General features: G+C 67.1%; 23 protein-coding genes and 1 tRNA gene. 5 read left to right on the top strand and 19 right to left on the bottom strand.

Annotated features, from left to right (window positions below; translation table 11 throughout):
• The first annotated feature begins 23 nt into the window (after window positions 1–23).
• From IE122_RS09495 to IE122_RS09485, 3 genes are all read left to right on the top strand, one after another.
• The gene (locus IE122_RS09495) at window positions 24–1,520 is read left to right on the top strand and encodes a DcaP family trimeric outer membrane transporter (protein WP_229813959.1); all 1,497 of its coding nucleotides are present in this window, start codon (window positions 24–26) and stop codon (window positions 1,518–1,520) included.
• A 20-nt stretch (window positions 1,521–1,540) separates the two neighbouring features.
• Entirely contained in the window at window positions 1,541–3,310 is a 1,770-nt protein-coding gene (locus IE122_RS09490) for an MFS transporter (protein WP_189620918.1), read from the top strand.
• Between the two features lie 94 nt (window positions 3,311–3,404).
• Window positions 3,405–3,908: a GNAT family N-acetyltransferase gene (locus tag IE122_RS09485; RefSeq protein ID WP_189620917.1), complete on the top strand. Its 504-nt coding sequence runs from the start codon at window positions 3,405–3,407 to the stop codon at window positions 3,906–3,908.
• Between the two features lie 289 nt (window positions 3,909–4,197).
• Here the strand turns inward: IE122_RS09485 and IE122_RS09480 are convergent.
• Window positions 4,198–4,273: transfer RNA gene (locus IE122_RS09480), tRNA-Thr, on the bottom strand.
• Window positions 4,274–4,673: 400 nt separating this feature from the next.
• Window positions 4,674–5,408, bottom strand: coding sequence for a Crp/Fnr family transcriptional regulator (locus IE122_RS09475; protein WP_189620916.1), 735 nt, complete (start codon window positions 5,406–5,408; stop codon window positions 4,674–4,676).
• A 60-nt stretch (window positions 5,409–5,468) separates the two neighbouring features.
• On the opposite strand from IE122_RS09475, the gene IE122_RS09470 reads away from it, so the two are divergent.
• Window positions 5,469–6,605, top strand: coding sequence for a pyridoxal phosphate-dependent aminotransferase (locus tag IE122_RS09470; protein WP_189620915.1), 1,137 nt, complete (start codon window positions 5,469–5,471; stop codon window positions 6,603–6,605).
• Between the two features lie 128 nt (window positions 6,606–6,733).
• Complete coding sequence (locus IE122_RS09465; protein WP_189620914.1) at window positions 6,734–7,183, top strand: hypothetical protein; 450 nt, start codon at window positions 6,734–6,736, stop codon at window positions 7,181–7,183.
• Window positions 7,184–7,274: 91 nt separating this feature from the next.
• Here the strand turns inward: IE122_RS09465 and IE122_RS09460 are convergent, their stop codons facing one another.
• The 17 genes from IE122_RS09460 to fliF all read right to left on the bottom strand — a co-directional run bounded on the left by IE122_RS09460 (window position 7,275) and on the right by fliF (window position 21,645).
• Window positions 7,275–7,877: a response regulator transcription factor gene (locus IE122_RS09460; RefSeq protein ID WP_189620913.1), complete on the bottom strand. Its 603-nt coding sequence runs from the start codon at window positions 7,875–7,877 to the stop codon at window positions 7,275–7,277.
• 170 nt (window positions 7,878–8,047) lie between these two features.
• The gene (locus IE122_RS09455) at window positions 8,048–8,419 is read right to left on the bottom strand and encodes a flagellar protein FliS (protein WP_189620912.1); all 372 of its coding nucleotides are present in this window, start codon (window positions 8,417–8,419) and stop codon (window positions 8,048–8,050) included.
• A gap of 152 nt (window positions 8,420–8,571) precedes the next feature.
• Window positions 8,572–10,011 carry a flagellar filament capping protein FliD gene (fliD, locus tag IE122_RS09450; RefSeq protein WP_189620911.1) on the bottom strand — a complete coding sequence of 480 codons (1,440 nt, stop codon included), beginning with the start codon at window positions 10,009–10,011 and terminating at the stop codon, window positions 8,572–8,574.
• Between the two features lie 55 nt (window positions 10,012–10,066).
• Window positions 10,067–11,206 carry an EscU/YscU/HrcU family type III secretion system export apparatus switch protein gene (locus tag IE122_RS09445; RefSeq protein ID WP_189620910.1) on the bottom strand — a complete coding sequence of 380 codons (1,140 nt, stop codon included), beginning with the start codon at window positions 11,204–11,206 and terminating at the stop codon, window positions 10,067–10,069.
• Complete coding sequence (locus IE122_RS09440) at window positions 11,203–11,985, bottom strand: flagellar biosynthetic protein FliR (RefSeq protein WP_189620909.1); 783 nt, start codon at window positions 11,983–11,985, stop codon at window positions 11,203–11,205. Before IE122_RS09440 ends, IE122_RS09445 begins: the two co-directional genes overlap by 4 nt.
• On the bottom strand, window positions 11,982–12,272 hold the full coding sequence (locus tag IE122_RS09435) for a flagellar biosynthetic protein FliQ (RefSeq protein WP_189620908.1): 291 nt from the start codon (window positions 12,270–12,272) through the stop codon (window positions 11,982–11,984). Before IE122_RS09435 ends, IE122_RS09440 begins: the two co-directional genes overlap by 4 nt.
• Window positions 12,273–12,287: 15 nt before the next feature.
• Complete coding sequence (gene fliP / locus IE122_RS09430) at window positions 12,288–13,034, bottom strand: flagellar type III secretion system pore protein FliP (RefSeq protein WP_189620907.1); 747 nt, start codon at window positions 13,032–13,034, stop codon at window positions 12,288–12,290.
• Window positions 13,031–13,300 (bottom strand): flagellar biosynthetic protein FliO, encoded by a 270-nt coding sequence (locus IE122_RS09425; protein ID WP_189620906.1) that lies wholly within the window; start codon window positions 13,298–13,300, stop codon window positions 13,031–13,033. Before IE122_RS09425 ends, fliP begins: the two co-directional genes overlap by 4 nt.
• The gene (gene fliN / locus IE122_RS09420; protein WP_189620905.1) at window positions 13,300–13,617 is read right to left on the bottom strand and encodes a flagellar motor switch protein FliN; all 318 of its coding nucleotides are present in this window, start codon (window positions 13,615–13,617) and stop codon (window positions 13,300–13,302) included. Before fliN ends, IE122_RS09425 begins: the two co-directional genes overlap by 1 nt.
• A gap of 39 nt (window positions 13,618–13,656) precedes the next feature.
• A complete protein-coding gene (locus IE122_RS09415; protein WP_229813957.1) occupies window positions 13,657–14,556 on the bottom strand; it encodes a FliM/FliN family flagellar motor switch protein in 900 nt (299 codons plus the stop codon).
• A 1-nt stretch (window position 14,557) separates the two neighbouring features.
• Complete coding sequence (locus IE122_RS09410) at window positions 14,558–15,142, bottom strand: flagellar basal body-associated FliL family protein (RefSeq protein WP_189620904.1); 585 nt, start codon at window positions 15,140–15,142, stop codon at window positions 14,558–14,560.
• Between the two features lie 25 nt (window positions 15,143–15,167).
• Window positions 15,168–16,430 carry a hypothetical protein gene (locus IE122_RS09405; protein WP_189620903.1) on the bottom strand — a complete coding sequence of 421 codons (1,263 nt, stop codon included), beginning with the start codon at window positions 16,428–16,430 and terminating at the stop codon, window positions 15,168–15,170.
• A gap of 34 nt (window positions 16,431–16,464) precedes the next feature.
• Window positions 16,465–16,890 (bottom strand): hypothetical protein, encoded by a 426-nt coding sequence (locus IE122_RS09400; protein ID WP_189620902.1) that lies wholly within the window; start codon window positions 16,888–16,890, stop codon window positions 16,465–16,467.
• A 10-nt stretch (window positions 16,891–16,900) separates the two neighbouring features.
• Complete coding sequence (locus IE122_RS09395; protein ID WP_189620901.1) at window positions 16,901–18,235, bottom strand: FliI/YscN family ATPase; 1,335 nt, start codon at window positions 18,233–18,235, stop codon at window positions 16,901–16,903.
• Entirely contained in the window at window positions 18,229–18,906 is a 678-nt protein-coding gene (locus tag IE122_RS09390; protein WP_189620900.1) for a FliH/SctL family protein, read from the bottom strand. Before IE122_RS09390 ends, IE122_RS09395 begins: the two co-directional genes overlap by 7 nt.
• Window positions 18,899–19,909, bottom strand: a complete 1,011-nt coding sequence (locus tag IE122_RS09385; RefSeq protein WP_189620899.1) for a flagellar motor switch protein FliG — start codon at window positions 19,907–19,909, stop codon at window positions 18,899–18,901. Before IE122_RS09385 ends, IE122_RS09390 begins: the two co-directional genes overlap by 8 nt.
• Complete coding sequence (fliF, locus tag IE122_RS09380) at window positions 19,906–21,645, bottom strand: flagellar basal-body MS-ring/collar protein FliF (protein ID WP_189620898.1); 1,740 nt, start codon at window positions 21,643–21,645, stop codon at window positions 19,906–19,908. The genes IE122_RS09385 and fliF overlap by 4 nt, the downstream gene beginning before the upstream one ends.
• Window positions 21,646–21,648 lie beyond the last annotated feature (3 nt).

Below are 21,648 nucleotides of genomic sequence, written 5' to 3'. Positions count from 1 at the left end.
CCGACCATGGTCGCTCTGCCGGAATGGCCATCGTCCTCTCAAGGTGGGCTTCCCGAATCTCGAAATCGGGACGGAAGGAGAGGGGAATGAACAAAGGAGGTAAAGCGCTGCTGGGCGCGCTGCTTGCCGCATCGGCACTGACAGCGCCACAAGCGGCGGTCGCCAAGGCTGCGAACAGCATCGAAGCGCGGCTTGAGCGGCTGGAAGCCGAGATGAAGGGCCTGCGTCGCGATCTGGATGTCAGCAAAATCGAAAACGAAGCGCTCAAGGTTCGAGCCGAACGGGCGGAAACGCGGGCGTTGGCCGCCGAGGCCGAGGCGCAGGAGAATGGCAAGCGACTTGCCGTCGTCGAGGCGCGCCCGGCAGTTCCTCCAGCGCCGAAGCCGCAGGCCGACGGTTTCAAATCCGGTGCGACGACGATCAAGCTTGGCGGTTACGTGAAGTTGCTGGCTGGCACGACGCGGTTCGGTAACGGTGAGTTGGCCACTAATGCGCTTGGCCGCGACTTTTATTTGCCGCAGCAAATTCCCACCGGGACTGCGCCTGCCAGCAGGATCACCGAGTTCACGGCGAAACAGTCGCGCTTCTGGCTGAACTTCGGCACGGATGTGGCCGGTCACGCGGTCAAGGCCTATCTTGAAACGGATTTCCAGACCGCGCCGGGCACGCAAGGGTCGCAGCGGACCACGAACGGCTACAACCTCGCCTTGCGGCGCGCCTATCTGCAGGTCGATCGCTGGACCTTCGGCGAAGACTGGAGCACCTTCCAGTTCACGGGTGCCTTGCCGGAAAGCACCGATTATGTGGGCGGCGCGGAAGGCACGGTGTTCGTTCGCCAGCCTCTGGTCCGTTACAGCGCACCGCTTGGCAAGGGCATGACCCTGCACCTTGGGATCGAAAACCCCGAGAGCGGAACCGCGACATCAGGGTCACCGACACTGATCGAGAATGGCGACGACCATCTGCCCGATTTCACGGCGCGGCTGGTGCATAGCGGCAAGTCTGGTGAGCTGTCGCTTGCCGGCGTTTTCCGACAGATCCGGACGGAAACGGGCGCGGTCTCCGCTGACGCCAGCGGCTATGGTGCCAGCCTGGGCGGAAAGCTGTTTCTCAATTCCGCCAGGACCGGCGATGTCCGCTTCATGCTGACCTATGGCCGCAACATCGGCCGCTATGTCGGGCTGAACTTTGCGCCCGACGCGGTCTATGTGCCGGCAAGCAACACCTTGGCGAACGTCGACGTCCTCGCGGCGATCGGTGCCGTTCGCGTTCCGCTTGCACCGCGCCTTCGCGCCAATCTGATGGGTAGCTACCAGAGCGTCAGTTACGACGGATCCCTTTCGCCAGCGGACATCGCGACGTTCAACAAGTCGGCTTGGAGCGCGGCAGCGAACCTGTTCTATTCTCCCGTCGACAGCGTCGATGTGGGCATCGAATACCGCCACGGTGCGCGCAAACTCGTCAACGGCGCGGATGGCTCGACAGACCGGCTCGAAGCCGCATTCAAATACAGCTTCTGAACACAGGAGGGAGAGGACCAATGGACCTGAACCTGCATGAAACGCCCGAACACTATACGGGCTTACCCAAACACCATCAGGCAACGCACGACGAAAAGCTCATCATCGGCGCGTCATCGCTGGGCACGGTGTTCGAATGGTATGATTTCTATCTTTACGGCCTGCTGACGGCCATCATCGCAGCGAAGTTCCTCACCGGGCTTAACGCGACGACGGCGTACATCATGGCCCTTCTCGTGTTCGCGGCCGGGTTCATCGTCCGCCCGTTCGGGGCGCTGGTGTTCGGTCGCATCGGAGACATGGTCGGTCGCCGCTACACATTCATCATCACCCTGCTGGTGATGGGTCTTTCGACTTTCCTCGTCGGCTGTCTTCCCACCTACGAGACAGCGGGCGTGGCTGCCCCGATCATGCTGGTGACCCTGCGGATGTTCCAGGGCCTGGCCCTGGGCGGCGAATATGGCGGCGCCGCCACCTATGTCGCAGAACACGCGCCCGAGGGAAAACGCGGGTTTTACACAAGCTGGATCCAGATCACCGCCACGGCAGGTCTCGCCATGGCGCTGCTCATTGTGATCCTGGTGCGGTCTCCGGTCACCGGCGTCGGCGAAGAGGCTTTCAAGGAATGGGGATGGCGCGTTCCATACCTCACGTCGGGCGGCTTTCTCGCAGTGGGCCTGTGGCTGCGCCTGAAGCTTCACGAAAGCCCGGTGTTCCAGAAGATGAAGGCGGAGGGCACGTCGTCCAAGCGTCCGCTGACCGAGGCCTTCGGAGAATGGAAGAACCTGAAAATCGTCGTGATCGCCTTTTTTGGCGCCATCGCCGGCCAGGCGGTCGTCTGGTACACGGGCCAGCTCTACGCGATGTTCTTCCTGGAGAAGATGCTCAAGGTCGACGGCATCACCGCCAACACGCTGATCGCCGTCGCCCTGCTGCTTGGCGCACCGTTCTTCCTGTTCTTCGGCTGGCTGTCCGACAAGATCGGACGCAAGGCGATCATCATGGCGGGTTGCGCATTGGCGACCGTCACATTGTTCCCGGTGTTCCACAGCCTGACGTCGGCAGCCAATCCGGCCCTCGCCAAGGCTCTCGCCCAGGCACCCGTGACGGTGACCGCTGATCCGGCCGAGTGTTCGTCGCAGTTCGACCCCGTCGGCAAGAACCCGTTTGACACGACCAGTTGCGACATCGTGAAAAATGCCCTCGCCAAGGCGGCTGTAAACTACACGAATGTTGACACCCCGGCGGGCACCATCGCCTCGATCAAGGTGGGCGACGCGACCTTTGTGGCACCTGACCCCGCCAAGGTCAGCGGAGACGCGCGCAAGGCAGCCATTGCGGCCTTCACGGCAAAGGTCATCGGCGCGCCGGCGGTTGCCGCAGTTCCGGCAAAGGATGGCAAGCCGGCGGTTGAAGCGAAGGCCGCTGTCACCGGTGAGCTGGCCAAGGTCGGCTATCCGGCAAAAGCTGATCCTGACCAGATGAACAAGCCGCTCGTTGTGGCGATCCTGTTCTACCTCGTGCTGCTCGTGACGATGGTCTACGGCCCGATTGCGGCGATGCTTGTCGAACTCTTCCCGAGCCGGATCCGCTACACATCCATGTCGTTGCCCTACCACATCGGCAATGGCTGGCTGGGCGGGCTTCTGCCGGCGATCGGGTTTGCGATGGTCGCGTCCAAGGGTGATATCTACTACGGGTTCTGGTACCCCGTAGTGGTTGCGGCAGCGACACTCGTCATCGGGCTGTTCTTCCTGCCCGAAACCTACAAGCGCAACATCGACGACTAATCGCTCCCCCGGGAAGACGCCGCGCCTTGAGCTTGGTCAAGGCGCGGCGTCGACCACGGACGCACACAGCCGCCGACCCTCGACGGAGTATTCCATGACCACCCGGCTCAGCACCCGATCCGGCGTCGTTCTTGACGTTCACCCCGCCCGCAAGACAGATGAAGCCGCGCTTGCGGCCTTTTTCGATTCCGTAACCGACGAGGATCGTCGCTTCCGCTTCCTGGCCGCGGCCGCGCATGTCAGCCACGAACAATTGGCACCGCTGGTCAGCGCCGATCACTTCCGATCGGAGAGCTATCTTGCCTTCGATGCCGGAAACGGACAGCTTGTCGGGTCCGCATTGCTTGCCTGCGACAAGGCGATGGACACCGGCGAGATCGCCGTTTCAGTGCGACGCGATTACAAAGGCAGGGGCGTCGGCTGGGCGCTGCTGGACTTTCTGGGCAGCAAGGCTCAAGCGCGCGACCTGCGCCGCGTGATCGCCATCGAAAGTCGCCAAAATCACGCCGCCATCGAGCTGGAACGCGAAAAGGGCTTCACGCCTGAATCTTTCGAGGGCGACCCGACCCTCGTGGTCCTTTCCAGGACATTCCGGTAAAAGCTGAGCCCGCAAGCGAGCGAAGCGTATCAACGCGATTGGCGCGAGAGCACTGAAACCCCGGAGCTCTTCCCGCTGCCGCAATGGCATTGCCGACCATCTGATCTTTCCGCCCTCACCCAGCCTCGCCGCTGCAGGAGGGCGGACCTGCTTGTATTTCACATGCCGGGACCAAACACCTAGGTCAGTTTTCTTTTCCTATCCAAACACGGCCCAGCCTTGACCCAAGGCTGGAAAGCCCTTTGACTGGGAAACCGCCGATGTCTGAGTGGAAGTGCCTTTAAGAAGGTGGTGCCGCTTAGGTGACTCGAACACCTGACCCCATCATTACGAATGATGTGCTCTACCGGCTGAGCTAAAGCGGCATATACCCGATATCGCCGTGCCGCCCGATCGGGCTGCAGGACAGGTGGCGGCGTTTAGCCAGCGTCGGGGCGTCGCGCAAGTGGAATTGCATCGTCTGCCCGGATGCCGCGCGGCGGGGCAAAAGCTGGCGGCAACCGCCCGGGGATAGGTTCGGCCACGCGGGCCGGGGCGGTCGCCGCCAGAAGGCTTTGCGAGTATGCACCGCCCCGACGGAGCGCGAAGGAAGGGGTCGTTGTCTTCCCTGCTCCGGGTGCCTGGGCGGGTCCTGGCGGCATCGTGGAGGACACCGCCCGGACAAGTGCGATAGTGGACGCAGCGGCGGCGCCGGGCGGTGGGGCTTGCCACCCCGGACTTGTGAGAATTGCCACCATCCGGCGGGCCCGCCGCCGGTGGCGCGGATCAGGCGCGGCCGAGCCGCGCTTCGCGCGCACGCTGGATCAGCTCGACATCGCCGGCGGCGGCGCGGACCACTTCGGCCAGACGCCCGACATCGAGGATCGAGAGGGTCCGGCCCGCGCTGCGGGTGATGCCCTGCTCGGTCAGATAGCCGAGTTCGCGGGTGACCGCTTCGCGGTGCGTGCCGATGCGGTTGGCCAGTTCGGCGTGAGTGGGCGACGGAGCCAGGGTCGCCGCGTTGTCGTCGATCCCGGCGTCGAGCGCCATGCGCAGCAGTTCGCAGTGCAGGCGGCTGCGCACCGCCAGGGCGTTGAGTTCGAACACCCGCTCGGTCATCGTGCGCACCATCCGCACCAGCCGGAGCGCCAGCCAGCCGGCGCTTTCGGGCGTGGCGAGCGCGGCTTCGCGGAACTGGCGGGCCGGCACCCGCGCCACAGTGGCCTTGCCGACGGTGGTGACGCTGGCCGAGCGCGGCGCACCGTCGAGCGCGGCGAATTCGCCGACGATCGCGCCGACACCGGCATCGGAGAGGATAATCTCGCGGCCGTTGCGTGAGACCAGTTCGACCCGCAAGGTGCCGTCGAGCACGATGAATACATCGTCGGTATCGTCCTGATGCCCGATCAGGGTCTGCCCCGCGCGCAGTTGCACCAGCCGCGCATGCGGGGCCAGCGCCGCGCTCAGCTCCGCCGGCAGCCCCGCCGGCAGCAGCGCCGAAAGCTTCTCGATCCCGCTCATTGGCCGCCTCCCTTGCCCCTGCATTTCCTTTTGGCGGATTTTTCTTTAGGCGCAATCGCCATGGTCGCTTCGGTAGAACCCTTTCACGCCATCGCCATCAGCCGGCTGGCCCACGAAATGGCCGCGACGGGTGCGGCGGTGATCCACATGGAGTTCGGCCAGCCTTCCACCGGCGCGCCGGGCCCGGCGATCGCGGCGGCGCACCGCATTCTCGATGCCGATCCGATGGGATACTGGGAAAACACCGCGCTGATGGAGCGCATCGCCCGCTATTACCGCGATGCTCACGGGGTGACGGTGGCGCGTGATCAGATCATCCTGACCTGCGGGGCCTCGCCCGCGCTGGTGCTGGCGCTGACCAGCCTGTTCGCGCCCGGCGCGCGGGTGGCGCTGGCGCGGCCCGGCTACGTTGCTTATCGCAACACCCTGCGCGCGCTGTACCTGGAGCCGGTGGAGATGGACTGCGGCGCGGAGCAGCGCTTCCAGATCACCGCCGCCGCGCTCGACGCGATCGATCCGCCGCCCGATGGCCTGATCCTCGCCAGCCCGGCCAACCCCACCGGGACGATCATCGCGCCTGAGGAACTGGCCGCCATCGCGGCGGTCTGCCGCCGCAAGGGCATCCGCGTGGTTTCGGACGAGATCTATCACCGGCTGGTCTATGACGGCGAGGCGCAATCGATGCTGCGCCACCTGCCCGATGCGCTGGTGGTGAACAGCTTTTCGAAATTCTACAGCATGGCCGGCTGGCGGCTGGGCTGGCTGGTGCTGCCGCCCGAACTGATCGCCACGGCGCGCGCGCGGATGGGCAACCTGTTCCTCACGCCGCCCTCGCTGGCCCAGCATGCGGGGCTGGTGGCGTTCGATTGCGTCGAGGAACTGGAGGGGCACTTGCGCACCTATGCGCGCAATCGCGAACTGCTGCTCGATGCCCTGCCCCGGCTTGGCCTTGCCCGCATCGCCCCGCCGGACGGTGCGTTCTACATCTGGGCGGACATCGGCCACCTGACGGACGACAGCCTGGATTTCTGCACCCGGCTGCTGCGCGATACCGGAGTGGCGACGGCGCCGGGGATCGACTTCGACCCGGTCAACGGCCACCGCTTCATGCGCTTCAGCTTCGCGGTATCGACCGGCGAGGTGGCAACGGCGATCGAGCGTATGATCCCCTGGTTCGCCGGCCAGAAGCCGGGCTGACCAGACCTTCATGCCTGCCAGTCAGGTTGTAGCAAGTTGGAACGGCGGCATATGTCGGGGAATTTTCCGTGGTTGACCCGGCGTTCGCGCTGGGGTTGATCCGGCGCATCGAAAACACAGGCACAGATATGGCATACCGCGTGACCCCCGGGACCGAACAGGACGACATCGTCGCGCAGTTGCGCGACTTCCTCCACGATTGCGTCAGCAGCGCCCCCGCCGAGGAGGGCGACCGGCTGCGCGAGGCCGGCTTCCTGCTGGCGGGCATGGATGCCGAGCGCAACCGCGACATGCCTGCGCGGGTGGAGGCGCTGCTGCAGTCCGGCGGCGGCGAAAGCGCGGCGCTGGCGCTGATCGGACGCGACAGCCCGTTCATGGTTTCGCGCGGGCCCAACGGCCGCTGCCTTGCCTCGCTGTTCGGCAGCGATGCCGGCGAAGAGATCGTCGCCGAGGGTGCGACGGTGGCACTGGCGCTTTTGGCTGCATTCGCCTCGGCAATGGTCTCCCGCATCGAAAGCGACACGTTCGGCGGGCCTTTCGGCGAAGGTATTGCGCGCGCTTCGGTGCGGTTGCACTGACTATCGGGATCGGCAGTCGATACCGTCACACCCAAACGCCCTCTTCCCGTTCAAACGCCCCTTTCATGTAAAATCGGGAACAGTCGGGTGGTCAGTTCACCAGCGCCGCCTCTATCGCGATGCGGATGGCATCCGAGGTGTGGTTGGCACCCAGCTTGTTGAGCATGTTGGCGCGGTGGATTTCCACGGTGCGCGGGCTGATCGATAGCTTGTCGCCGATCAGCCGGTTGGACAGGCCGCTGGCGACACCGCTCAGCACTTCCTTCTCGCGCCGGGTCAGCCGGTCGATCCGGGCGCGGGCCATCACTTCGCGCAGCTTGGCGCTGCCCACCGTCTCGGCCCGGGCAACGGCGCGGCTGAGTGCGCCGTTCAGTTCATCGGCGGCAATCGGCCAGGCGACGTAATCGATCGCGCCATCAAGGATCGCTTCGACGATGCGTTCGGCCGAGGGGGTTTCGCTGAAGGCGATGATCGGGAACCATTCACCATGATCGGCCATGCATTCGATGAGGTTGCCGACCGCATGGGTATCGTCATGCACAAGCACCACGCCGGAGCGGGGCCACGAGCCGGAAAGTTCAGCGATCGTCTCGAACGGTTCGACGTGGATCTGGACAGCAGACAGCGCGTGGCTGATCGTGGCGCGGCGGCGCATGTCGGCATCGATGAGGATGAGGTTGGTGATGCGTTCCACGGCACGTCTCCCTAACGGATTGTGCCTAGGGGATATTCGCATGCCGCCGTGCTGGCCCGCGGGACCTGTTCCGAATTCGAGGTTTCAACTATGTAATCACCCGCAATCCCATGGTTTTCCACGTATGGAGGAACACCAATTCGGTTGCGGCCGTGGCTGCCTGCTCCCGATCAGGGGCCCTGCAAGGCCCGGCCGATCTCCGCGAAGTCATCCCGCAGCACGGCGATGCGGCGCGAATCGAATTCGATCGCGGCATCGAGGATCGTGCGCCGCGCGGATTCGTAAAGCTGGCGCAGCGCCCCCGCCACGCCCGCTTCGCCCGATACGCCCAGTTGCAGGGCGGTGATCGCGGTCAGCGCGCGCGTCATCGAACGGCTCTTGAGGCTGTTGTCGCCCAGCCCTTCGGCGTGGAGCGCGGTGCCGAGCGCGCTGACCAGATGTTCGTAGCACAAGTGCACCAGATCGGACGGGCTGGCACCTTTGACCCGCGCGTCGAAATCGACACGACGATAGGCTTCGTGGGGAGAGCGCTGGACCAGCATGCTAGTCACCTGAATCTGAAGTTGGCTTCATTGATTTCGTCATCCCGGGCTCGACCCGGGATCCCGCTTTTCTTCCGTCCGGGCGCAAAAAGAAGCGGGCCCCCGGGTCAAAACCGGGGTGACGTAAAGAGACCAACTTCGATTCCATCACACTAGTTGCCCGACTTGTTCCACTGGGCGATCTGGTTCTGCAGCATCGTCAGCGTCGCCTTGGACTGGCCGATGCGGGTTTCGGAAGTGGTGAACTGCGAGGCCAGCCGCGCGCGCAGCTTTTCCTGCTGCGCCGCCAGATCGCTCTGATCGGACGCGTTGCGGGTGAGCGCCTTGGTGTATCGCGCCAGCGATCCGCCGATCGATCCGGTATCGCTGGCGGCGGAAGCCTTGCGATAGATCGCATCGACCGTGGCGAACACGCCGTGCAGGCCGTTCGTGAACATGTCGGCCACGCCCTGCGGATCGCTCGCCAGCGTCGCGGCAAGGCGTGCGCCGTCGAGCGAGAAGCTGCCGTCGCGTTCGGTCTTGAGGCCGAGGTCGGCGAGGGTGCGCGCGGAGCCGGTGGCACCGGGGATGATGACGGTGCCTGCCAGTTGCGACAGTGAGCGTTTGAGAGCGCGGGCCCCGCCGTCGCTTGCCAGATCGCCGCCGATCGCGGTGGCCTTGTTGACCTCGGTCATCACCTCGTTCAGCGCGTCGGTGAAATCCTTCATCGCCCCGGCGATCGAGGTGGCCGGATCGGCGAAGCTCACCGTGGTCGGCGCGCCGATGTTGGTGGCGGCAAGCTGCAGTTTGACGCCGGGAATCGCCTCGGAAACGCTGTTCGAAGCCGCAGTGGCGGCCAGTCCGTCGATCTTGAACGCCGCGTCGCGTGCGGTGGACAGCAACTGGCCGGTGGTCGATGCCGGGGTCCAGGCCAGGTCGGACAAGCCGGGGGCCAGCGGGTCCTCACTCACTTCCACCTGAAACCCGTTGGCCGCGCCCTCCGCGCCCTTCATCACCAATTGCGCGCCGTTCACGGTCTGCGCGACATAGGCGGAGACGCCGGCGTTGGCGGCGTTGATGGCGGTGGCCACATCGGCCAGCGTCGCGCCGCCGGCAATCGGGATCGCCACAGCGGCGTGGCCGGCGTCAGCGGCAAACGTGCCGCCCGATACGGTACCGAACCGCAGCGTCAGTGTTCCCGCGCCCACGGTGCTGGTCGGTGCCGCATAGGCCTGTCCCGCCAGCGTCTGCCCGGCGGCAAGCTGGGTGACTTCCAGCGAGTAGGTCCCGCGCGGGGTCTGCGATCCGGTCAGCGTGGCAGCGGCAACGGCGGAATTGGCGAGTGCCGGAGTGCGCGCGAGATCGCCCGAGCGCACCAGCGTGCCCAGCGAGGTGTCCAGCCCGAGCAGCATCGACTTGATGCTGGAGATAGAGGAAATCTGCGTGCCAAGCTGGTCCGCCTTTTCCGCCAGCCGCTGGTTGCGGACGGAAAACTGCGCGGTTGCCAGTTTGTTGGCAAGGTCCAGCATGTCGATGCCGCTGCCACCGCCCAGCGCGGTCACCAGTGAACTGGTGGCGGTGGGCGAGGTGGCGGGAGATGTGCTGGTGACCATGATTGTCAGAACGGCTCCGGTGATGGTTCGTTAAGCGCTGGCGCGGGTATTTCGATCATGCCATCGATCCCGGATCGGGGCGTCCTTCGGCATCGAAGCGGACCGTCACCGGCACTACGACTTCGGGCCGCGGACGCGGTTCGCCGCGCTTGAGCGAGAGGACGAAGGCGAGGATCGCGGCGACCGCGACATAGTGCTCCTCACGGATCAACTGCTTCTCGCGAACGGTGTAGAAAACCGAGCGGGCAAGCGCCGGGTATTCCAGCACCGGCACCGCCTGCTCGGCGGCGAGTTCGCGGATCGCCAGCGCCTTGTCGCCGCGCCCCTTGGCCACCAGCGTGGGCGCGGGGGCGCGGGCCGGATCATAAGCCAGCGCGACGGAGAAATGGCTGGGGTTCGTGATGACGAAGGTGGCTTCCTTCATCGCCGGGATCAGCCCGCCCATCGCGATTTTGCGCTGACGCTCCTTGATCGCGGCCTTCTTTTCAGGCGCACCCTCGCTCTCCTTGGCCTCGTCACGCACTTCCTGGAGAGTCATCCGCAGGCGCAGGAAGCGGCGGATCAACTGCACCGGCAGGTCGACCAGGGCGATGGCGAACAGCCCGGCCGACAGGAACAGCAGCAGCAGGATCAGCCCGTTCCAGGCATAGCTCACCTCGCCGAACAGATCGCCGCGCCCCAGCCGCGCCAGCGTTTCCAGCCGGCCGCTGCCCCACACCCACGCGATCGTGCCGAGCAGGCCGACCTTGGCGAGGCCCTTGACGATCTCGATCCATCCCGCAGGCCCGAACATGCGCTTCAGGCCGCTGACCGGATTGATCCGCGATGCCTTGGGCGCAAGGTTGCCAGCAATCCAGCGCCCTTCCCCGAACCCGAGCTGCGAAATCAGGCTGGCTGCCATCACCGCCAGTCCCAAGACCAGGATCGGCGGCAGCGCAGCGATCAGGGCGGCAATCAGCAGCCGGCCGGGTTCGAACCGGTCGATCGAAGCGCGATCCCAGGTGAAGCCGGCGCGCAGCAGATCGGCAAGGACGCGCATCAGCCACGGCCCCGCCACCATCATCCACGCCGCGCCCACCAGCATCGCCGCCGCCGTTGCCAGTTCGCGCGAGCGGATGACATCGCCATGCCGCGCCGCCTCGCGCTTGCGCTTGTCGCTGGGCGCGAAGCTCTTTTCGCCTTCCTGTTCGCTCATCGCCGCAACAGCCCTGCCACCGCGTCCAGCGCATCGCCGTTGAGGCGGATCATGATATCGGTCAGCACCGGGGCGGCCACCAGAAGTGCGGCAAGCCCGGCCAGCACCCCCGCCGGCAGGCCCAGCGAAAACAGGTTGAGCGACGGGGCAGAGCGGCTGAGGACGCCGGTCACCATCTGCACTACCAGCAGGACCAGGCAGACCGGCAGCGCGATCGTCGCCCCGGTCACGAACATCATCGCGCCCAGCGCGGCGACCGCGTGGAATTGCCCGGCACCCAGCCAGGTGTGCCCCGGCGGCAGCAGGCGATAGCTTTCCACCACCAGCCTGATCCATTGCAGGTGCCCGCCCATCGCCAGGAAGATCAGGGTCATCAGCACGGTGAAATACTGCCCGATCGCGGGCGAACTGGCCCCGGAGTTGGGATCTACGGAGACCGCCATGTTCATCCCCATCGCGCCGCCGATCACTTCCGCGCCCAGGATCGGCGCGGCGAACGCCATCTGCAGCACGAAGCCGAGCGACAGGCCGACCAGCACCTCGCCCAGCACGCTGAGCAGGCCCGGCACGCTCAACAGCGCCGGCGGGGCGGCCACGCCGGTCCAGCCGCAGACCAGCACCGCCACCGCCCCGGCAACGATCACCCGGGCCTGTGGCGGTACGGTGGGAATGCCGAACAGCGGTGCCGCCACCAGCGCCGCGCCGATCCGCGTCATCACGAAGATCAGCCGCCAGAATTCCGCTTCCAGCGCCCCGAAGCCGAACGATAGCTGGATCACCGCGGTGCCTCGCGCGTGGCCGGGACCGCCGCGATCTGCGCAAATATCTCTTCGGTGAAATCACCCACCAGCGTCAGCATCGAGCCGCCCAGCACCACCAGCATCAGCGCGGTAACCGCCAGCTTGGGCACGAACGTCAGCGTCTGTTCGTTGACCGAGGTGGCCGCCTGGATCACCCCGACGACCAGCCCCACCGCCAGCGACGCGATCAGCACCGGGGCGGCGATCAGCGCGGTGACCCACAGCATCTTGTCCGCCAAAGACAGCAGGGTGGTGACATCATCCATGGCGAACGCTCCCGATCACGTGAAACTTGCCGCCAGCGATCCCATCAGCAGCGACCAGCCATCGACCATCACGAACAGGAGCAGCTTGAACGGCATCGAGACGACCATCGGGCTCATCATCATCATCCCCAGGCTCATCAGCACGGACGAGACGACCAGATCGATGACGAGGAACGGCAGGAACAGCATGAAGCCGATCTGGAACGCGGTCTTCAGTTCGCTGGTGACGAAGGCGGGCAGGAGGATCGAGAACGGCACGTCGGCAGGCGTGGCGAAGCGCGGCGAATGGGCGATATCGGCGAACATCGCCAGATCGCGTTCGCGGGTCTGGCGGATCATGAAGGCGTGGAATTCCACCCCGGCATTGGCGATCGCCTGCTGGGCGTTGATCTGGTCCGCCGAATAGGGCGCGATCGCGGTCTGGTTCACCCGCTCCAGCGTCGGGGCCATGACGAACAGCGACAGGAACAGCGACAGGCCGATCAGCACCTGGTTAGGCGGCGATTGCTGCAGGCCGATCGCCTGGCGCAGGATCGCCAGCACCACCAGGATCCGGGTGAAGCTGGTCATCATCAGGATCAGGCTGGGCAGGATCGTCAACAGCCCCATGATCATGAGCAACTGCAACGACATGCTCATCCCCGGCCCGTCGGTCCCGCCCATCGCCCCAAACGCGCGATCGAGCGCGCCGGGAATGGCGGTCTGGGCATGGGCAGCGGGGGCGATCAGCAGCGCCGCCAGCGCGGCAAGACAGCGCTTCACGGCAGCACCTCCGCCCGGCGCGGCGCTTCGGCCAGCCGGGTCATCCCGCCGCGCGAAACGCCGACGAGTATCTCGCGGTCATGAAAGGCGATCACCGCCAGCCGGTGGCTGGGCGAGAGCATCGTCGTCTCGATCACCCGCGCCGCCCTGGCGCTGCCCCCCGCCAGCGCGCGGTCCTGCATGCGCTTGGCGAACCGCAGGCTGACCCAGGCGAGGCCACCGATCAGCGGCAGCAGGATCGCCAGCTTGAGGATATACCACAGCATCAGCGCGCATCCTCGTCACCCGCCGCGCGCGGCGACAGGCCGGGAATTCCGCCCGGAACCGGCGGCGTATCATCGCCGAGCAGTTCGACGATCCTGAGGCCGAAGCGGCCGTTGTGGGCCACCACTTCCCCGCGCGCGATGGCCTTGCCGTTGACCATCACGTCCAGCAGTTCATCGGTCATGCGATCCAGCACGACGAGGCTTTCGGGGCCCAGCGTCATGATCTCCTTCAGGGTCATCTGGGTACGGCCAAGCTCGACCGTAAGGCGCACGTCGACGTCCTTGAGGAAATCGAAAGCGCGGGGATGGATGCTCATGATCGGGATATCTTTCGTTTGAGTTCGGGCGCGGGGGGATCAGAAGGCGTGGCCGATCTGGATGGCGACACGATCCTCCACCTCGCCCACGGTGCCGGTGGCGACGGTGCGCCCGCCCACCCGCAACGGCACCGCCCGGGCGATGGCGACGGGGATCACATCGCCCGCTGACAGCGCCGCCACCCGCGCGAAATCGAGCCGCATGTCGATCACCACGGCACTGACCGAAAGCGGCAGCGATGCGTAAGGTTCGGCGGCCGGATCAGCAGGCCCGTCCCGCCGCGGGCCCCGGGCTCGATGGCGCGGGACGGTGGCGACGGCGGCAAGGGTGGCAATCGGGAAGGCGATCGTCAGCGACCACGGCGCAGCGCCCTCTTCCTCCACCTCGATCGCCAGTTGCAGCAGGTCCGCGTTCATGGCGAAGGGATCAAGCTGGCGCAGGCTAGTCTCGCGGCGGCACGGGACCACCCGCAGCGGCTGCGCCCCGCCAAGCGCCGTCCCCAGCGCTTCGGCCAGCGTCGCCTCGATCCGGCCGAGCAGCAGTTCGGCGGAAAGCGGAAAGGCATCGGGCAGCGGATCGGGCACCTCGCCCTTGCCGCCGAACGCCCGGTCCACCAGCCGGAATACCGGCGCTGCGGCAAACGTCGCCAGCGCGGGATGACCGTCCGGCCCCAGCGCCAGCAGCGAATGCATCGCCAGCGTGTCAAGTTCGGCCTGAATCGCGCCGAGCGTGGTGTCCATCGGCATCCCGATGCTAACCACCGGCGCGCGCCCGCCCGACAGCCGCGCCAGGCCGGCGGCCAGCGCACGGGTCAGCCGTTCGCCGATCAGGGACAGCGCGGGGACCAGTTCGGCGATGCCGGGGCCCGAACCCAGCAGTTCCTGGCAATGCCGGGCAACCGCGCGCTCGGCTATCAGCGGGTGATCGAGCTTCATCATGTCACTGGACGATGAAGGTGCGGAAGTAGACGGCATCGACGCCGCCGAAGCCTTCCTTTTCCGTCAGCACCTGATTGATCGCGGCGGTCATCCGCTTTTGCAGCCGCTCCTTCCCCTCCACGGTGGACACGTCGTTCTCTGGCGTATCGGCGAGGATGGTGAGAAAGCGCGAACGGATCGCCAGTTCATGCTTCTTGAGCCACAGCAGTACCCGACCGTCGCGGCGGGTGGAGCAGGCGATGCTCATCTGCACCAGCGCCCCGGTGTCCTTGAGGTTCGACGTGAATTCGTCAGCGAAGGTGTAATAGGCGGTGCGGTATTCGTCGCCGCCATCACCCTCCACTTCGGCGAGGCCCGCCCCTTCACCCTCGCCTTCCTTCTTGGCGGCATAGGGGTCTTCCTCGCCCTTGCGGATCAGCTTGGGGCTGTTGTCTTCCTTGGCCTTTGCCTCGCCGCCGCCCATCATCTTCATCGCCGCGAAGCCGCCGCCACCGCCGACCGCCAGCAGCGCCACCGCGCCGCCGATCAGGACCAGCTTGTTGCCGCCTTTCTTCGCCTTGCCCTCTTTGGGCGTCTTGTCGCTCATTACCCGTTATCCCTTCGTCGTAAGATCACGCGTAGATGCCGCCGCGCCGTTCGGCCGCAGCGGCCGATCCGGTGGCGGTCACCGCGCCTTCGCGCGCAGAGGATGCCGGTCCCCCGTCGCGCGCCGATTGCTGGTCGCGGGCGTGCCCGCCGTCCGATTGGTTGCGTGAAGCCCCGCCCTGCCCGCCGCCGCTCTGGGCGACGCCGTCCTGCTGAGACGCGAAGGTGGGGCGTGGATCGTGCTGGGATGGCTGCTGTTGCCGCCCTGTGCCGGTGCTGTTGTCACCCGTATCGGGCGCAGGACCTGCCGCCAGCGCCGCCTGGACGGAACCGGCCAGATCGGCCTGACCACTCGCCAGCGTCACCGACAGGCCGCCGGCATCGTGGCGGAATTGCAGGCCGATGGTGCCAAGTTCTGCATGAACCAGCGAAGTGCGCACGACCTGCGGCGATGCCGCCTCGCGCGCCTCGACCAGACGGCTGACCAGCGTATCGAAATCCTGCGGCGCAGGAGTGCCGCTGGCCGCAGCGGGCGCTGGCGGCAGAGTATCGGGTGCAGACAACAGCCCAACCGCAGCCGCGCCGGTCGCCAGCAGGGGCGCGGGTGCCGGTGAGGCGATGACGGCGGTGGGACGATCGGTGCTGTCGGGCCGGCTTGCCTGTTCGCGCGGCCCGGCCGCAGGGCGCGCGGGCCGGGCCCCGGGTTCGGCCTGCTGCGCGAGAACCACTTCGGCAGGAGCGTAAGCGGAGCCCGTTTCAGACGCTGCGGCGACCGTGATCGGGCCCAGGACCGGCGGGATGACTGCGGGCTGAAGCTGCGAGGAGGCACTGGGTAGCGGCTGGGGCGCGCCGATCACCGGAGCAGCCGCAGCTTGCGGCAAATGGGGACTCACCGCCGTCGGCAGGCCCGGTGCGGGACCGGCTGCGGACGGCGGCAAGTGGGATGACGGCACGATGGCTGCCAGCGCGATCAGCACGCCGGCGGGGTCCATGGCCGTTGCAACGGGAGCTTCGATCGGGGGGAGATCGTCGCCCGGCGCTTGATCGGCACCCGGCAGAATCTTGCCGGGAGCCTTGCCGCCATTGCCGCAGGGATGCGACAGGACGGCCGGGACATGGCTGATCGTGAAATCCGCAAGACCGGGGGCGGACGCTGCCGGCAGCAGGCCGATCCCGTCGAGAATTGCCGAAAAACCCTGGATTTCCTCGCCGGCGATCCGGACGCCGGACGTGCCGATGGGCAACACGTTCAGAGCCTGGGCAGGCGGTTGGGCGGAAATCTGGGTCATGCCGTGCGGGTCCTCGAAGCAACCATGCACGGTGCTATTCAAGACCCGTGCCAGACGGCTTGCGTGAGCCCAGAACCGGAGCTTGCGCCGATTTTCCGATCATCCGCTCCTGCAATGCAGCGCGCTCTTCGGTGGCGGCCCGGCGACGCTCGGCTTCGGCCAGGAGGCGCAGCTTGGCATCGGCAATGGCGCGGGCGCGGGCGGCATCGCCCTGCGTCGTCTGGCTGAGCGTGTTGAGACCGTGGACGAAGCTGCCAAGCTGGCGCAGCGACGCACCATCCTGCACTTCGCGGCGCGCGGCATAGTGCGAAGCCATCGCCCCGGTCCGGTCGGACAGCGCCTGAAGCTGGGCCAGCGTCCCTTCCGCCGCCGCCGCCTCGCGCGCGGCGTTCTGCTTGGCCAGCGCGCGCACTTTTTCCAGCCGCCGCAAGCGGACAAGGCGGGCGCATTCGGCCTTCATCGCGGCAGTTTCACGCGAGGAGCTGCGTCAGCTCTGCAGCGCTTTCGGCAAGATCGACCACTTCGTCGGCCGGCTGCCCCAGAAAGCCGCTCAGCGCATCGTGCATGGCAATGGCGCGATCGAGCTGCGGGTCGGCTCCGGCGCGGTACGCCCCCATCAGCACCAGATCGCGGTTGGTCTCGTAACTGGCGATCAGCGCCCGGAAAGCGCGGGCACAGCGCTGGTGTTCCGCCCCGACGATATCGTTCATGACCCGGCTCAGCGACGCGGCGATATCCACCGCCGGGTACTGCCCGCGCTGGGCCAGCTCGCGCGAGAGCACGATGTGTCCATCGAGGATCGAGCGCGCGGTATCGACCACCGGATCGTCCTGATTGTCGCCATCGGCCAGCACGGTGTAGAGCCCGGTCACTGACCCGCCGGTCTGCGCCGAATTGCCGGCCCGTTCGACCAGCTTGGTGATCGTCGCCAGTGCCGAGGGCGGATAGCCGCGCGCCGCGCCGGGTTCACCCAGCAGCAGGCCGATCTCGCGCGCGGCGTGGGCCACGCGGGTCAGGCTGTCCATGATCAGCAGGACGCGCTTGCCCTGCGCGCGGAAATGCTCCGCCATCGACGTGGCCAGCATCGCCCCGCGCAAACGCAGGTTCGGCGCATGATCGGCGGGCACCGCGACGACGACGGTGCGCTCCTTCTTCTCGGCATGCATGTGCCGCTCGACAAAATCCGAAACCTCGCGCGCACGTTCGCCGATCAGCCCGACGATCACGACATCGGCCCCGCCCGTCTGCGCCGCGCCGCGCGCGATCATGTCGATCATCACCGATTTGCCGACGCCGGACCCGGCTATGACGCCGATCCGTTGCCCCACGCCAAACGTGGTCAACGCGTTCAGCGCGCGCACGCCAGTGTCGAACCGCAGCCGCACCGGGCTGCGATCGAGCGCGGAGGTGCGAACGCCCCCTGCCGGCCATTCGGTGCGGGTATGGATCGGCAGCCCGCCATCGATCGGATGTCCCTCGCCATCGACTGCGCGGCCGAGGAATGCGGCACCCACGGGCAGCAGCCCCGGCCGTCCTTCGGCCCAGACCCGGGCACCGGGACGCAAGAGGATCGTATCCCCCAACAGCATCATCATCGTGCGACCATTGCGAAAGCCGATCACTTCGGCGGCCAGCGTCTGACCGCCACCGTGCGCCACGCGGCACATCGCTCCGACCGGCACCGACAGCCCCGACACTTCGAGCAGGCCGCCGTCGCACGCCGTCACCAGCCCGAACCGGCGCGGCGACAGGTCGATCGGGTCGGCGGCCAGGTCCGCCAGGATAGGCTCCCACAGTTTCAGCACCGGTGCAGCGCCTCGGCAATGGCCAGCCGCCAGCTTGCCGGGCCGTCCTCCACCCCGCCGGTCCGGCTTTCGACGCGGATGGTGCCGCGTTCCAGCGTGGGATCGGGCTGGACGTTCCAGTCGCTCGCGAACCGCTCGGCAACCAGCGCCATGTCTTCGGGATGGAGGCGGATCAACCGCTCGTCCTCCGCCCGCGACAGCATCGCCACCGCAACGCCGATGCGGCGCACCAGCGCATCCTCATCCAGCGCCAAGGGGGCGATCGCCGCCTCGCACAGCGCCGCCACGGTATCGCGCAGGCGGCGGCGCAAGTCTTCTTCCAGCAGTCCGTCCAGCCGGGCAAACGACAGCGCCAGCCCCTCGCGCGCGGAGGCGTCCTCCGCAGCGCGCAGATCGGCCTGGGCCCGCGCATCGGCATAGCCCGCCTCGTGCCCCTGGGCATAGGCTTCGGCAAGGGGATCGAGCACCTCGCAAGGCTCGACCAGCACCTCCAGCACCGGCTCGGCCGTAACCCGCACCGGCAGGTTCAGGCCGCTGAACCGTCGATCCGGCACGAAGCCACCCGACGCGCCGAGGTGTTCGAGCAGCGAAAACCCCGGACGGGAAACTTCGGGCCCGTGGTCCGGGTCGAGATCGCGGAACGGCCAGCGGGCGACGAAGCGATCAGACATAGTCGTCGTCGCCCGAACCGAACACGATGGTGCCGTCGGCCGCCAGGCGGCGAGCGACCGTCACCACCTCCTTCTGCGCGGCGACGACATCGGCCAGCTTGACCCGCCCGCGCGCCGCAATCTCGTCGCGCACGCCGTCCGCCGCGCGGCTCGACATGGCGCGGAAGAACGGCTCGCGCTCGGCCTCGCCGACGCCTTTCAGCGCGTCGATCAGGGTATCGTTCGGCACGTCGCGCAGCAGCGAACCCATCGCCTGCGGATCGAGCACGAACAGGTGTTCGAACTTGAACATCTCGTTCTCGATCTCTTTCGCCAGCGCCTTGTCGAGCTTGCCGATCTCCCCCATGACGCGCTTCTCCACCACCTTGCCCGCGCCGTTGATGATCCCGGCCGCTTCGCGCGCGCCGCCCATGGCAAGCGGGGCCTGGCCGTGGCATTCACCGATCCGGCGTTGCAGCAGTTCCTCCAGCATCGCGATCGCCTGCGGGGATACCGGCCCCAGCGTGGCGATGCGGTGGACGATCTCCGGCTGCGCCGCCGCCGGCAAGGCGTGCAGCACGGCGGCGGCAACCTCGGGATCGAGCTGCACCAGCAGCACCGCCAGCGCCTGCGGGTGTTCGCCGTGGACCAGCGGCACCAGCGCCTCGGGCGTCAGCCAGCGCGCCAGTTCCAGCGCCGGGCCGCGCGTCTGTTCGGCCGGCAGGATGCGGCGCATCAGGTTGTCGGCCTTCACATCGCCCACCGCGCGGCTGAACATGGTATGCACCTGCCCCACCCGGTCATGCGCGACGAGGCCGAGCTGCTCGGTCCGGTCGACGAAGCCGGCGATCGCCTCGGCGATGATGTCGGGACTGATCTCTCCCAGCGCGCACATCTTTTCGCCGAGCAGGCGCAATTCAGCGGGGCTCAGTTCGCCCAGGATATGGCTGGTCTGGTCTTCGGCCAGCAGCATCATCATCACGGCGGCACCATCGGCGGGGAACAGCGGGACCACCTGGCTCATTGCGCCGGCTCCTTCGCGCCCTCGGCATCCGCGCCTTCGGGCTGGTTGAGCATCTGGCGCAGCACCTGCACCGCGCTGTCGGGCCGTTCGGCCACCAGCCGCTGCGCGAGATTGAGCTGCTGACCGAGCAGTTGCGCGCGGCTGATCTGCGGTTCGTCGAGATCGGCGGGATCGAGGCCGGGGATGTGCGGCTTGGGCGGCAGCAGTGCCGGCTGACCATCAAGGCCGATGCCGTCAGCATCGCCCGCAGGCTCGTCCTCGTCAGCCGTACCCTTGACGTGCTTGCCTTTCGCACCCTTCTTCTCGCCCCGCAGGACGCTGACCATCGGCCGCACCCCGATCAGGAGCACCATCAGCACCGCCAGTAGCGCCGCGCCGTTGCGCACCACCATGGCAAACCACGGCGCCTCGTAGAACGGCACCGGAGCTTCGGGCGCAGGCTCGAACCCGCGCACCACCACCTTGACGACGTCGCCGCGCGCCGGATTGGCACCAACAGCAGCGCTGACCAGCGCCTCCATGTCCTTGAGGTCCTGCGGCCTGGAACCCTTGGCCGCCACCGAACTGATCGCGACGGCGACCGACAGGCGTTTGACCCCGCCAGGCCCGGAATTGGACACCGAAACCTCGCGCCCCAGCTCGTAGGTCTTGCTGGACGAGCTCTCGCCATTGGTCGGCGGCATCGCCGGGGCGGCCGGCGCAGCAGTTCCCGGCGGGCCGGGCTGCGCGGTGGTCGGCGGCGGCGGGATGTTGGACAGGACGCCGGGCACGCCCGCCGCCTGCCCCGCGCCGCTCGATTGCGACTGTTGCTGGCTTTCGGCGCGGACAACGCCATCCTTGTCATAGCTTTCGCGGGCAGAAGTGACGTCGGCCATGTCGAGATCGACCTGGACCTCGGAGGTGTAGTTCCCTTCGCCCAGCACCGGCTGCAGCAGCGCGTCCACCTGATCGCGCAGCTTCGTTTCCATCCGCGCCTGCAGATCGAGCCGATCCCCTTCGGCCGCACCGCCTTGCGAGAGCAGCCGCCCGTGCTGGTCCACCACCTTGACCGCATCGGGCAGCAGCCCGGGCACCGATCCGGCGACAAGGTTGACGATCGCCTGCACCTGGCTTTCGGACAGCGACCGCCCCTTGACCAGCCGCACCATCACCGAAGCGGTGGGCGGCACGTTTTCGCGCACGAAGACGGATTTCTCCCCCTCGGCGATGTGGATGCGCACGCCTTCCACGCCGTCGATCTCGCGGATCGTCATCTGCAGGTCCTGCTCGCGCGCGGCGCGCAGGCGCTGGCCTTCCAGCGAACGGCTGGCCCCCATCGGCAGCTTGTCGAGCATCTGTTCGCCGGTTTCCGGCGTCGCCAGCGCACCGTCCGAGGCAACCAGCATGCGCGCCTTGTAGAAGTCCCCCTCGGCCACGGTCAGCGCGCCGGTCTGGTTGTCGATGCGATAGCTGATGCCCGCCTGATCGAGCGCGGCGACCACCGTGGCGCGATCGCCGTCATCCAGCTCGGCATAGAGCGTGCGCTGCGGTGATGGTGCCATCGCCGTCCACGCCAGCGCCGCCGCGCCGATTGCGGAAAGGCCGACGAACGCGGGCAGCGCCTTCTTCACCGCCGGCTGACCGGCGAAGGCGGCAAGCCGGGTCAGGATCGGGCCACCATCGCGCGCGGTCAGCGGTGCCAGCAGCGTGCCGCCGCCGATCGCTCCGTCAGGCAGCGCGGGAACGAGTTCGGCCATGGC

This window comes from Novosphingobium colocasiae (assembly GCF_014652555.1).
GTDB classification, from domain to species: domain Bacteria; phylum Pseudomonadota; class Alphaproteobacteria; order Sphingomonadales; family Sphingomonadaceae; genus Novosphingobium; species Novosphingobium colocasiae.
This window is presented reverse-complemented; position numbering and strand designations above follow the sequence as displayed.

Excerpts from the sequence above, each read along its gene's own strand:
- fliF (WP_189620898.1), bottom strand. The coding sequence starts at position 21,645 with ATGGCCGAACTCGTTCCCGCGCTGCCTGACGGAGCGATCGGCGGCGGC.
- IE122_RS09415 (WP_229813957.1), bottom strand. The coding sequence starts at position 14,556 with ATGATGAAGCTCGATCACCCGCTGATAGCCGAGCGCGCGGTTGCCCGG.
- IE122_RS09400 (WP_189620902.1), bottom strand. The coding sequence starts at position 16,890 with ATGAAGGCCGAATGCGCCCGCCTTGTCCGCTTGCGGCGGCTGGAAAAA.
- IE122_RS09495 (WP_229813959.1), top strand. The coding sequence starts at position 24 with ATGGCCATCGTCCTCTCAAGGTGGGCTTCCCGAATCTCGAAATCGGGA.
- IE122_RS09490 (WP_189620918.1), top strand. The coding sequence starts at position 1,541 with ATGGACCTGAACCTGCATGAAACGCCCGAACACTATACGGGCTTACCC.
- IE122_RS09470 (WP_189620915.1), top strand. The coding sequence starts at position 5,469 with ATGGTCGCTTCGGTAGAACCCTTTCACGCCATCGCCATCAGCCGGCTG.
- fliN (WP_189620905.1), bottom strand. The coding sequence starts at position 13,617 with ATGAGCATCCATCCCCGCGCTTTCGATTTCCTCAAGGACGTCGACGTG.
- IE122_RS09465 (WP_189620914.1), top strand. The coding sequence starts at position 6,734 with ATGGCATACCGCGTGACCCCCGGGACCGAACAGGACGACATCGTCGCG.
- IE122_RS09410 (WP_189620904.1), bottom strand. The coding sequence starts at position 15,142 with ATGAGCGACAAGACGCCCAAAGAGGGCAAGGCGAAGAAAGGCGGCAAC.
- IE122_RS09435 (WP_189620908.1), bottom strand. The coding sequence starts at position 12,272 with ATGGATGATGTCACCACCCTGCTGTCTTTGGCGGACAAGATGCTGTGG.
- IE122_RS09390 (WP_189620900.1), bottom strand. The coding sequence starts at position 18,906 with ATGTCTGATCGCTTCGTCGCCCGCTGGCCGTTCCGCGATCTCGACCCG.
- IE122_RS09405 (WP_189620903.1), bottom strand. The coding sequence starts at position 16,430 with ATGACCCAGATTTCCGCCCAACCGCCTGCCCAGGCTCTGAACGTGTTG.
- IE122_RS09475 (WP_189620916.1), bottom strand. The coding sequence starts at position 5,408 with ATGAGCGGGATCGAGAAGCTTTCGGCGCTGCTGCCGGCGGGGCTGCCG.
- IE122_RS09455 (WP_189620912.1), bottom strand. The coding sequence starts at position 8,419 with ATGCTGGTCCAGCGCTCTCCCCACGAAGCCTATCGTCGTGTCGATTTC.
- IE122_RS09425 (WP_189620906.1), bottom strand. The coding sequence starts at position 13,300 with ATGCTGTGGTATATCCTCAAGCTGGCGATCCTGCTGCCGCTGATCGGT.
- fliD (WP_189620911.1), bottom strand. The coding sequence starts at position 10,011 with ATGGTCACCAGCACATCTCCCGCCACCTCGCCCACCGCCACCAGTTCA.
- IE122_RS09485 (WP_189620917.1), top strand. The coding sequence starts at position 3,405 with ATGACCACCCGGCTCAGCACCCGATCCGGCGTCGTTCTTGACGTTCAC.
- IE122_RS09385 (WP_189620899.1), bottom strand. The coding sequence starts at position 19,909 with ATGAGCCAGGTGGTCCCGCTGTTCCCCGCCGATGGTGCCGCCGTGATG.
- IE122_RS09445 (WP_189620910.1), bottom strand. The coding sequence starts at position 11,206 with ATGAGCGAACAGGAAGGCGAAAAGAGCTTCGCGCCCAGCGACAAGCGC.